The organism is Bacillus sp. EA-CB0995 (assembly GCF_055814245.1).
Genome location: NZ_CP169269.1, coordinates 436,049 through 447,766 on the forward strand (window position 1 = coordinate 436,049; position 11,718 = coordinate 447,766).

11 protein-coding genes are annotated in these 11,718 nt (G+C 33.6%); all 11 read left to right on the plus strand.

Annotated elements, in window-relative coordinates:
- The first annotated feature begins 222 nt into the window (after positions 1-222).
- The 11 genes from galU to ACEWFJ_RS02430 all read left to right on the plus strand — a co-directional run bounded on the left by galU (position 223) and on the right by ACEWFJ_RS02430 (position 11,668).
- Entirely contained in the window at positions 223-1,104 is an 882-nt protein-coding gene (gene galU / locus ACEWFJ_RS02380) for a UTP--glucose-1-phosphate uridylyltransferase GalU (protein ID WP_473690186.1), read from the plus strand.
- Positions 1,105-1,234: 130 nt separating this feature from the next.
- Positions 1,235-3,067 carry a polysaccharide biosynthesis protein gene (locus ACEWFJ_RS02385; RefSeq protein ID WP_473690187.1) on the plus strand — a complete coding sequence of 611 codons (1,833 nt, stop codon included), beginning with the start codon at positions 1,235-1,237 and terminating at the stop codon, positions 3,065-3,067.
- A 117-nt stretch (positions 3,068-3,184) separates the two neighbouring features.
- On the plus strand, positions 3,185-4,402 hold the full coding sequence (locus tag ACEWFJ_RS02390) for a DegT/DnrJ/EryC1/StrS family aminotransferase (protein ID WP_473690188.1): 1,218 nt from the start codon (positions 3,185-3,187) through the stop codon (positions 4,400-4,402).
- Positions 4,403-4,419: 17 nt separating this feature from the next.
- Complete coding sequence (locus ACEWFJ_RS02395; RefSeq protein WP_473690189.1) at positions 4,420-5,019, plus strand: sugar transferase; 600 nt, start codon at positions 4,420-4,422, stop codon at positions 5,017-5,019.
- 52 nt (positions 5,020-5,071) lie between these two features.
- Positions 5,072-5,587 (plus strand): GNAT family N-acetyltransferase, encoded by a 516-nt coding sequence (locus ACEWFJ_RS02400; RefSeq protein WP_473690190.1) that lies wholly within the window; start codon positions 5,072-5,074, stop codon positions 5,585-5,587.
- Positions 5,588-5,610: 23 nt separating this feature from the next.
- A complete protein-coding gene (locus ACEWFJ_RS02405) occupies positions 5,611-6,687 on the plus strand; it encodes an ATP-grasp domain-containing protein (RefSeq protein WP_473690192.1) in 1,077 nt (358 codons plus the stop codon).
- 38 nt (positions 6,688-6,725) lie between these two features.
- Positions 6,726-6,812 carry a hypothetical protein gene (locus tag ACEWFJ_RS02410; protein ID WP_473692316.1) on the plus strand — a complete coding sequence of 29 codons (87 nt, stop codon included), beginning with the start codon at positions 6,726-6,728 and terminating at the stop codon, positions 6,810-6,812.
- A 19-nt stretch (positions 6,813-6,831) separates the two neighbouring features.
- Entirely contained in the window at positions 6,832-7,995 is a 1,164-nt protein-coding gene (locus ACEWFJ_RS02415; protein ID WP_473690194.1) for a glycosyltransferase family 4 protein, read from the plus strand.
- On the plus strand, positions 7,988-9,076 hold the full coding sequence (locus ACEWFJ_RS02420; protein ID WP_473690196.1) for a glycosyltransferase family 4 protein: 1,089 nt from the start codon (positions 7,988-7,990) through the stop codon (positions 9,074-9,076). The genes ACEWFJ_RS02415 and ACEWFJ_RS02420 overlap by 8 nt, the downstream gene beginning before the upstream one ends.
- 1 nt (position 9,077) lies before the next feature.
- Positions 9,078-10,361, plus strand: a complete 1,284-nt coding sequence (locus ACEWFJ_RS02425; RefSeq protein ID WP_473690198.1) for a lipopolysaccharide biosynthesis protein — start codon at positions 9,078-9,080, stop codon at positions 10,359-10,361.
- Positions 10,358-11,668 (plus strand): hypothetical protein, encoded by a 1,311-nt coding sequence (locus ACEWFJ_RS02430; protein WP_473690200.1) that lies wholly within the window; start codon positions 10,358-10,360, stop codon positions 11,666-11,668. Before ACEWFJ_RS02425 ends, ACEWFJ_RS02430 begins: the two co-directional genes overlap by 4 nt.
- Positions 11,669-11,718: the final 50 nt, after the last annotated feature.

An 11,718-nucleotide genomic window follows, 5' to 3' on the forward strand; every position in this document is an offset into this window, starting at 1 on the left:
ATCAATGGAGGCACTCGGCCTTGCTGTGGGTAGAAATTTCATTTCAACCTACCTTAGACGCGTGTCGTCAGGAGCGTGGCGTGAGGATGGGTTAGATGCCCAAAATTATTTTAAAAGCTCTAGCTATAGAGTTGTGCTTAAGGACGCTATAGCTAGGGTTTTTAATATTTAAATATATTTATAAATATACATAACGATAAAATATATTTAGGGGGACTTACAATGAAACAAGTAAAAAAAGCAATTATTCCAGCAGCTGGTCTTGGAACAAGATTTTTACCAGCAACGAAAGCGATGCCAAAGGAAATGTTACCAATTGTCGACAAACCGACAATTCAGTACATCGTAGAAGAAGCAATCGAATCAGGAATTGAAGATATTATTATCGTAACAGGAAAAGGAAAACGTGCGATTGAAGATCATTTCGATCATTCCTTTGAATTAGAACAAAATTTATTAGAAAAAGGGAAGTATGACATGCTTGAAAAGGTACAAGCATCTTCCAAAATTAACATTCACTACATAAGACAAAAAGAACCAAAAGGATTAGGGCACGCAGTATGGTGTGCGCGCAAGTTTATTGGAAACGAACCATTTGCCGTATTACTTGGAGATGACATTGTCCAAGCAGAAACACCATGCTTACGTCAATTAATGAATGAATATGAAGTAACGAAAGCATCTGTAATCGGTGTGCAAACAGTACCAGAAAACGAAACACACCGCTATGGCATTATCGATCCAGCCGAGCAAAATGGCCGCCGTTACCAAGTGCGTCAATTTGTCGAAAAGCCAGTACAAGGAACAGCGCCATCAAACTTAGCAATTATGGGCCGTTACATCTTAACACCAGAAATCTTCATGTTCTTAGAAAATCAGCAAACAGGTGCGGGCGGAGAAATTCAATTAACAGATGCAATTCAGCGTTTAAATGAAATTCAACGAGTGTTTGCGTATGACTTCGAAGGAACACGTTATGATGTTGGGGAGAAATTTGGATTTATTAAGACAACGATTGAGATGGCACTTCAGCATGAGGAATTACGAGATGAACTGATGAAATATATGAATGGATTAGTACAGAAAGAAACTGTGCATATATAGAAAGAAAAGTATTTTGTGCTGCCGGTATATGTGTATAACATAGGGAAAATAAATAATCTAGCTGTAGCTTCTTTAAAATGAAGAGGAAAAATTTTTATTTAAAAATAATATAAAGAAAGGAACATGTATATTGAGTTATCCCAAACGGCTTTCATTATTAATTTTCTTAGATTCATTTATTGTATTAACTGCCGTGTACTTAAGTTATTGGTTTATACATCCGGATGCATTAAGCGATGTTCCGATCACATTAATCATTAGTTCGATTACATTACTTTGCAGCCATCATATTTTTGCATCCATTTATAAGTTATATAGCAAAGCTTGGGAGTATGCGAGTATTGGAGAATTAAAAAACATATTTAAAGCGGTTACCTTTTCGATTATAGTAACAGCAATTATTCAGCAAATTATAAATCAAGATATTTATGTGCGTATTTTGGCAATTGCATGGATGTTTCATCTGTTGTTAATTGGTGGTTCACGCTTTGTTTGGCGTATGTTCCGTGATACATATATGACAAAAAGTACAAATAAAACACGAACACTTATTGTTGGAGCAGGTGCAGCGGGAACAATGGTTGTAAGGCAGCTACAACAAAATAAAGAAGCGGATTTATATCCAGTCGCATTCGTAGATGATGATAGAAATAAACAGCGATTAGAAATTTATAATGTGCCGGTTGTAGGTTCAACAAAGAATATTGAAGAAATTGTAGAACGATACAAAATTGAGCATATTATTATCGCGATTCCTTCTTTAAATAGAAAACAAGTGAATGAGATTTTTGAAACATGTACAAAAACAAAAGTAAAAACACAAATTGTGCCGATGCTAGAAGATCTTTTAGATGGTAAGGTCTCTGTAAATGAGTTTCGTGATGTACAAGTAGAAGACTTGTTAGGAAGAGAACCGGTTCAGCTAGACGATGCAGGTATTGGAGAAAAGATTACAGGAAAAACCATTTTAGTAACAGGTGCAGGAGGATCTATTGGTTCTGAAATTTGTCGTCAAGCTATGAAGTATAAACCAGCAAAAATTGTTCTCTTAGGACATGGTGAAAATAGCATTTATCATATTGAAATGGAATTGCGTACAAATTATAAAGATGCAGTTGAAATTACGACAGAAATTGCTGACGTACAAGATCGGAATAAAATGTTTGAAGTAATGAAAAAGCATCAGCCATTTATTGTATATCATGCAGCTGCACATAAGCATGTGCCTTTAATGGAGCGCAGCCCAAAGGAAGCTGTAAAGAATAATATTATTGGTACGAAAAATGTAGCAGAAGCGGCTGATACGTTTAAAGTAAATACGTTTGTTATGGTTTCTACAGATAAAGCGGTAAATCCAACAAATGTAATGGGTGCAACAAAACGTGTTGCAGAAATGGTTGTCCAGCATATGGCTACGGTAAGTGAAACACGATTCGTGGCAGTTCGGTTTGGAAACGTACTCGGAAGCAGGGGAAGTGTAATCCCACTATTTAAAAGTCAAATTCAAAAAGGCGGACCTGTGACGGTTACACACCCGGAGATTACCCGCTACTTTATGACTATCCCAGAAGCGTCAAGACTTGTGATCCAAGCGGGTACGTTAGCTAAAGGCGGTGAGATCTTCGTATTAGATATGGGAGAACCAGTTAAGATTGTAGACCTAGCAAAAAATCTGATTCAACTGTCAGGTTATCCTGTTGAAGAAATCGGGATTGAGTTTAGCGGCTTGAGGCCGGGTGAGAAGATGTATGAAGAGCTACTAAATGAGAATGAAGTGCATCCGGAGCAAGTGTTCCCGAAAATTCATGTAGGAAAAGCTGTTTTAATGGAACTGGATATTATTCAGCAGTTTATAGATAATTTTGAGCAGATGAGTCAGGAGAGTATAAGGGAGATTTTATTAGGGTTTGCGAATAATAAAGTTGCGGTTAAAAACGAATTTCAAAAAAGTAAGATTGTTTAAGCGGGTTTTATCTAGCAAATTTTCCAGATGGAGCAGATGATTGTTGGAGCGTTATTATGTGGTATAGATATTTAGGAAAGTATCTAAACTTGAATAAGTAAAGTGAGGAAAACTAAAATGATTGATATTAAATTGAGAAATATCCCTTTTTCTCCACCAGATATTACAGATGCGGAAATTGAAGAAGTTATAAAAGCAATGAAGTCTGGGTGGATTACAACAGGACCTAGAACAAAAGAATTTGAAAAGAAAATAGCTGAGTACGTTGGTACAAATAAAGCTGTGTGTTTAAATTCTGCAACAGCAGCTATGGAACTAACTCTTCGTATTTTAGGGGTAGGTCCTGGAGATGAGGTTATTACTTCAGCATATACTTATACAGCGTCTGCCTCTATTATAGATCATGTTGGGGCAAAAATTGTACTAGTTGATACCGCTCCAAATTCTTTTGAGATGGACTATGAAAAGCTTGCTGATGCGATTACAGAGAAAACAAAGGCAATTATTCCTGTTGATATAGCAGGGAAGATGTGTGATTACGATACTATATACAAAGTAGTAGAGAGTAAAAAAGCACTGTTTAAGGCTAACAATGAGATTCAAAGTTTATTTAATAGAGTAATTGTAATGACTGATGCTGCTCATGCTTTTGGAGCTGAAAGAAATGGCATGAAATGTGGACAAGTTGCAGATTTTACTTGTTTTTCTTTCCACGCTGTAAAGAATCTAACAACAGCTGAAGGCGGTGCAGTAGTTTGGGGGAATGGCCTTGGATTGGATGATGAGTGGCTTTATAAGCAATTTATGTTATACAGCCTTCATGGTCAATCTAAAGATGCTTTAGCTAAAACTCAAAAAGGCGCATGGGAATATGATATTGTCTATCCTGCTTACAAGTTTAATATGACGGACATCATGGCCGGTATTGGATTGGTACAGCTAAATAGATATGAAAGTCTTATGAACAGACGTCAAGAGATTATTGAAATGTATGATAAAGCTTTGTTGCCACTTGGAATTCAAAGCTTACAGCATTATGGCAAGGACTTTGCTTCGTCAGGGCACCTTTATTTAGCTCGGATACCTGGAATTGGAGAAGCTGAGAGAAATGAAATAATTATTAAGATGGCTGAGATGGGCGTGACAAGTAATGTCCATTATAAGCCACTACCTATGTTTACAGCTTATAAAAATTTGGGATTTGATATTAAGAATTTTCCTAATGCTTTTGGTGTTTATAAAAATGAGATTACATTGCCGCTCCATACTTTACTGAGCGATGAGGATGTGGAGTATGTGATTAGAAGTCTAACAAGAGCAATAAATAAGGCCTGAAGTGGGGAGGATGTTGTATGTATAAGCTTTTTTTAAAAAGAGTAATTGACCTATTACTGGCCTTATTAGCCCTGCCACTTTTACTTATTATTCTAGTTATTGTTGGGCCAATCATTTACTTTCAAGACAAAGGGCCTATTTTTTATAATGCTCCACGTTTAGGGAAGGATGGAAAAGTATTTAAGATGTACAAATTCCGTTCTATGAAAATAAATGCTCCGGATATAAGAAATGAAGATGGTTCTACTTTTAATGCAGAGGATGATCCTAGGTTAACTAAAATAGGAAAGTTTATTCGTAAGACAAGTTTAGATGAAGTACCACAACTTTTGAATATTATCAAAGGTGATATGAGTATTATTGGTCCTAGACCTGATTTGCCTGAGGCTTTAACTCTTTATAAAGATGTTGAGAAACAAAAGCTTATAGTTAGACCTGGTATTACTGGTTATAACCAAGCCTATTATAGAAATTCGGTGTCACAGAGCGATAAATTTAAAAATGATATATTTTATGTACATAATCTTACATTTATTTTAGATGTTAAAATATTAGTTGCAACTATTAAAAATGTTCTTGGGCAGAAAAATATAAATAAAGGCGGTAAGGCAGTTTAAAAGGTTAAAAAACTAATTAACAATGTGGGAAAAATAAAGTGGGGTTGTTAATATGATTGTTGGTGAAAGGATTGCACTAAGAGCACTTAACCCAAATGATGCAATGAAAGTATTGGAATGGGTTAATAATCCGAAATTAAAGTATCTAATTGGTACAATTTATCCTGTCTCAGAAATTGAACATGAAACTTGGTTTAAAACTAGAATAGTAGATCAAGCAAGCAAGATATTTGGTATTCAAGATCAAACTGAAGGACGTTTAATAGGTATTATCGGATTGAAAAATATAGATTTTATTAATAGAAATGCAGAATTATATATTTATATAGGAGAACAAGATTATTGGGGAAAAGGTTTAGGGACAGAGGCAACTAGCATGCTAACAAGATTTTCCTTTAATGAGTTAAATCTTCATAGAATTTATTTAACTGTTTTTTCGTATAATTCTCGAGCAATAAGTTCATATGAAAAAGTTGGCTTTAAAAAAGAAGGTGTTATGAAAGATAGCCTATTTAAGTCGGGAAAATATCACGATAAAGTACTTATGGCAATAATTAATGATAAATAATCTTTTTAAGAGGAGTTGTTAATATGAAAAATAAAAAAATAATGATTCTAGGAGCAAGTATATTACAACTCCCTGCCATATTAAAAGCAAAAGATATGGGGTTGGAAGTAATAGCTGTTGATATGGATGCGGATGCTGTTGGGTTTAAATACTCAGATGTTTGTCTTAATATTAGTACGATAGACATACCCAAAGTTATTGAAGCAGCTAAAAGGTGTAAAATAGATGGAGTTATGACTCTTGCGAGTGATATGCCTATGAGGACTGTAGCAGCTGTTTCAGAAGAATTAAATATAGTTGGAATCAGTAAAGAAACGGCTATTAATGTAACTAATAAAGCTTCCATGCGATCAATATTGAAACAGCACAGTGTTCCTGTACCAATGTTTTTTAAGGTAGTTACTCGGGATGAATATACTCATGCTGTTCAATATTTTACAAGTAAGTTTATAGTGAAACCTTCTGATAATTCAGGGAGTAGAGGTGTATTCTTAGTTGAAGATATAAGCAATGAACAAATGATTAATTATGCCTTTGAGTATAGTAAGCAATATTCGCGTAGTGGTGAGATTGTTGTTGAGGAATTTATGGAAGGAGCAGAAGTGAGTGTAGAGACTTTAACCTTTGATGGTAACACTCATATCGTTGCAATAACGGACAAAGTGACAACAGGAGCACCCAAATTTGTTGAAATGGGGCATTCTATACCATCGCAATTGTCTATTGAAACAAAGTTGCAAATTGAAAAAGTTGTATCCGATGCAATAACAGCTGTAGGAATAAACAATGGCCCGTCTCATACAGAAATCATTATTACCAAAGAGGGTCCTAAAGTTGTAGAATTAGGTGCTCGATTAGGTGGAGATAATATTACAACACATTTAGTTCCATTTGCGACAGGAGTCGATATGGTAGAAGCCTGTATTCAAATTGCCTTAGGGGATAAACCGAAGATTCATAAGCAAATATCTATGGGGGCAGCAATACGTTACTTTAATACCCAAAAAGGTAGAATTTTAAAAATTAATGGTGAGCAAGAGGTTAAGGAAATACCTGAAATTAAAGAAGTACATTTTTATAAAAAAATGGAGACGTTGTAGGAGAAATTGACAGTAGTGTTGATAGGATTGGATATGTTATAGCTCAGTCTAATGACACTAGGAGTGCAATTGAGATTTGTGAAAAAGCAATTGATAAAATTTTTATAGAATTTGATAACAGCTAGTATGGGTGGGAAGTTAATAGTGAAAAAATATCTTTTTATTTCTAACAGTACAAAACCTACGTATGAACAGCAGATAAGCAGAGAGAAAGTTAAATTAACAAATGTAAGTTTACCCTGTATTGAGGCTGCAATGAATTTGGATTACGAAGTGTACATGGGTGTAAATAGAATTAATGCAGAAGAACTGGAATGTGATTATAATATAAAATTTTATAATTCAAGTACTTATAGAAGTTTGGTTGATATTAAAAGTAATTTTGTAGCTTTTAGAAATCTGATGAGGGTTTTGAAAAGAGAAAAAATTCAAGTTATTCACTGCAATACCCCAATAGGTGGATTAGTAGGTCGGTTATGTGGGAAGTTAGCAAAAGTACCCAAAGTAATTTATACTGCACATGGTTTTCATTTTTATGAGGGAGCATCGCTTATTAATAGAACAGTAATAAAGTGGGCTGAAATGTGGATGGCACATTACACAGATGCAATAATTACGATGAATCAAGAAGATTATAAAGCTGCTCAAAAATTTAGACTTCGTAAAGGTGGGCGTGTCTACTATATTCCTGGGGTCGGTGTAGATACAAAAAGTTATCAATTTGATATGGTTGATAAAGAAGGTTTAAGACTCTCTCTCGGATTAAAAGAGGATGACATTGTTTTAATAGCTATGGGTGATTTGATAGCTAGAAAGAATTTTTCTACTTCAATTAAGGCGATTGCTAAAGCAAATAACCGTAAACTGCAATTTTTAATATGTGGAGAAGGACCGGAGTTAGAGTCGCTTCAACAATTAGCGAGGCAGTTAGGGGTAGAGAATCAAATTCATTTCTTAGGATTTAGATCAGATATTAAGGGATTATTAGCTATTTCTGATGCATTTTTATTTACAACTTATCAAGAAGGCTTACCGCGCTCCATGATGGAAGCTATGGCTTCTGGGCTACCATGTATTTGTTCAAAGGTAAGAGGTAATGTTGATCTGTTGGAAGATGGAAAAGGTGGATATCTATGCAGTCCTGAAGATATTAATGGACTCTCAGAAGCTATTAAAGCGCTTGCTGCTGATGGGGAGTTACGAAGAACTATGGGGCTATGTAACCTTGAAACAATTAAGCGTTTTGATATTGAAAATGTAAAGTTAGAGATGAATAAGATATATGAAGAGGTTTTAACAAATGGTTAATAAAAGCGACAGTAAACGAATTGCATTCTTAATAGGTAGCATGAGAAGAGGTGGAGCAGAGCGGGTGATATCTATTTTAGCAAATAGCTACGCTGAAAGAGGGTGGGAAGTAGATATTCTAACTCTGCTTGATACTAGTAATGATTACGAGTTAAATAGTAATATTAATGTAAAGCCACTATGTCAAGAAGGTAAATCTAGAATTATGCAATTGCCAAATTGGGTGTCTGGTATTCGGAAATATGTCATTGAAAAGAAGCCAGATAGAATTGTTTCATTTATTGCACGTATTAATATTATTACTATACTTTCTTGTATGGGATTAAATCAAAGAATAATTGTATCTGAACGAAACGATCCTAGAGCAGATGGGAGATCTAGGATTGTACGACTTGCAACAAATCTACTATATCCTTTGGCTGACAGTGTAGTCTTTCAAACAAAATGGGCACAATCCTGCTTTTCTGCAAGAATACAAAAAAACAGTGTAATTATACCAAATCCAATTAATATAACTGTAAAAGCCTTGAACACAAAAGAGAAAAAGATAGTAGCTGTTGGTCGTTTGTTAGAGCAAAAAAACCATGAATTGTTAATTCGATCGTTTAAAAAAGTGCATGAGGATTTTCCAGAATATGAATTATATATATATGGAGAAGGTGAACTAAAGGACAAATTAACTAAACTAATTATAGAATTAGGACTTGCAAATTCTGTGTTTTTGCCTGGTAATGTACCCAACATCCATGAAAAAATATCAGATGCAGAATTGTTTGTGCTCTCTTCTAATTATGAAGGTTTATCAAATGCTTTATTAGAGGCAATGATGATGGGTTTACCTTGTATCTCAACTGATTGTGCTGGTTCAAACGAGGTTATTCAAAATGGGATTAATGGACTAATAGTGCCTATAGGATCAGAAAAAGAACTTATAAAAGCAATGAAATCATTGGCATCTGATCCTCAAACTAGAAACAAGATTTCACAGAGTGCGAGAAAGACATCAGAAAAATTTTCCATGGATGTTGTGGTAGAGCAGTGGATAAATATAATTGAGAAATCAAAAAAGAAGGGGAAATAAGTTGAAATCAAATTTTGGGGTTGCATTAAATAATTTAATAAAAAACACCAACATAAAAAAGTATGCTTATCAAACAAGCGCTCAATTGATTTCTAATTTTTTGATTCTCATATTAAGTTTTTTAATTAATATTGTGGCAACAAAGAAATTAGATTCAAATGTATTTGGAGAGTATCGTTTTGTTGTGAATTACTTATTAATGATACCTGGGTTAATCCATTTTGGATATGCTAACTCAGTTGGGCGTATTGCGGCAAAAAGTCAAGAAACTGAACAAAGTAAAATTAGTGGTTATGGATTTTTAGTTACTGCAATCTTTGCTTTAATTTATGTGGTGATTTCTATGCCTATAATGTCGGGTTTAAATAAGAGTGGAATAATAAATGTAACATGGTACGTAGTTTATTTAACTCCTTTTATATTTTTAACTACGATGCAGCTAACTGTTCAAACAATTTTAACTGGACAGAATAGAATAATTTCACTTGCTACATTCAATCTAATACCTCAAACACTATTATTTATAACCATAATCATTCAAATATATATTTTTGAACAGACAGATACCTTGGCGTTGCTTGTTCCATATGTTGTTATTAATGGTATTGCAATTATATATAGGATGTATATGTGCAAGCCTACCTATGTAAGTATTTCTGAAAGTTTTTCAGCTTTAAAAGAAGAAAATAAGCACTTTGGATTTAAGGTGTACATTGGGTCAATATTTGGAGTTGTCATTGGACAACTGGTAGGATTAATCAGTGGAAGTTTTATTGGAATGAAGGAATATGGTCTATTTGCATTAGCTTTTAGTTTTGTAGTGCCGTTCCAAATGCTTGCAGCTACTTTTGGTACTGTTTTATACAAATCTAACGTTACGAGGAAAAAAATATCTTTTAAGTTATTTTCATTTGTAATTGGCCTTAGTGTAGTGTCATATTTTCTTTTTTACATAATAATTGATACTTGGTTTACTAGTATTTTTTCCATTGATTATATACAAGCAGTTTTATACGTGAAAGTCTTAGCGATATATGGAATCTGTTTAGGCCTGGGTGATTTTATTAATCGCTTTTTGGGAGCTAAGGGTTATGGAAAGATACTTATGAATGGAGCCATCCTTACAGGTATTTCTATACTGATTTCAGCATCAATACTAGTACCAACCTTTCAAGTAGAAGGTTTGGTGTATTCTTACGTCATTTCAGGTTTAGTTTATTTATTAAGTATGCTGACGGGATATGTAATATATTTAAAAAGACTCTCAGGAGTGGGTAAATTGTGAAAACCTTAAATAAAAGAAACATAAGTTACAGATGGGGACCGTTCATATTTATTTTATTATTTACATTGATTACACTTTTTATATCTTTTTGGGGCCCCTTACAATATCAAAACTATAGTAAAATGTTGGTTTTTACATATGTGATTGCCTTTCTATTAATTACATGGTTTGGAATGATGATGGGTGTAAACTCAAAAACAACGTTTAATAATAAAAATGCGGAAGAGAGAATGACAGTTTTTCGAAGGAGAATAGCCACTATAACTCTTATAGTTCTGGTGGTCAAAGCTATGCTATTACTTAATAGCATTAAACTGTATGGAATGCCTGATTTTAATAACCTTGTTAATACTATGGCAGACACATATACTAAGAAGAGTTTAGGTGATTTTAAAGAAATTAATATATTTAGAAAAATAGATACATTTACAACATTTTTATACGTTATATCAATTTGTGGAGTTTTATACGAATGGAAAAAAACGAAAAAAACAATTAAAGTTGTTATGATAATAAATGTATTATTAACATTAATATATACGGTATTTTATTTAGGTGATCAGAAGCCATTTTTGGATATAATCGTTTATTGTATGAGCGCAGCGTTAGTACTTCAAATAAAAAAGGGTAACAAAGTATTTAGTGCGAGAAATATTATTTTAATAGTAGCCATAGGTGTTATTGCTACTTTATTCTTTTCAAGTATAGTTATGAATAGATTAGAATTATGGGGGAGAACACAATCAACTCATATTGGAAGTTTTATTACAATTGATCTTGATAACCCCTTAATATCTTTATTTCCTGATGACATGGAGTATCAAATAGCATATTTTTTAGTTTATCCGACTATGGGATGGTATGGTTTATCGCTTTGCTTACAACTGCCATTTGAATGGTCATATTTTTTGGGTAGTGCTCGTGGAATTAACAATATCGTTTCTCAAATAATACCATCTGTTCCGGATATGTATTCTACAACATATTTAGGAAGAATGGAAGAACACTTCGGTTACGATGGTCTTGGAAATTGGAATACAATTTTCCCTTGGTTAGCTAGTGATTTTACCTTTATTGGTGCATTGATATTTATGGGATGTATTGCATATATGTACGGTAAAAGTTGGAAGCAGGCGGTGGAATATAATAACCCTATTTCATTTTTAATGCTTTCAACATTGAACATTATGTATCTATATTTAACGGCCAATAATCAGCTTTTTGTTCAACGGGGTTCTTCAATAGCGACTCTCGTAATATTTGGAATATGGTTATTGAAAGCTAAGAAGTATAATTTTAAAGATTAATTATCTGTTCCATTTTTATGAAAATAGTTGGAATTTTAAAAGGGAATTTA

Coding starts and splice junctions, on each gene's coding strand:
- galU (WP_473690186.1), top strand. CDS start 223: ATGAAACAAGTAAAAAAAGCAATTATTCCAGCAGCTGGTCTTGGAACA.
- ACEWFJ_RS02390 (WP_473690188.1), top strand. CDS start 3,185: ATGATTGATATTAAATTGAGAAATATCCCTTTTTCTCCACCAGATATT.
- ACEWFJ_RS02395 (WP_473690189.1), top strand. CDS start 4,420: ATGTATAAGCTTTTTTTAAAAAGAGTAATTGACCTATTACTGGCCTTA.
- ACEWFJ_RS02400 (WP_473690190.1), top strand. CDS start 5,072: ATGATTGTTGGTGAAAGGATTGCACTAAGAGCACTTAACCCAAATGAT.
- ACEWFJ_RS02405 (WP_473690192.1), top strand. CDS start 5,611: ATGAAAAATAAAAAAATAATGATTCTAGGAGCAAGTATATTACAACTC.
- ACEWFJ_RS02420 (WP_473690196.1), top strand. CDS start 7,988: ATGGTTAATAAAAGCGACAGTAAACGAATTGCATTCTTAATAGGTAGC.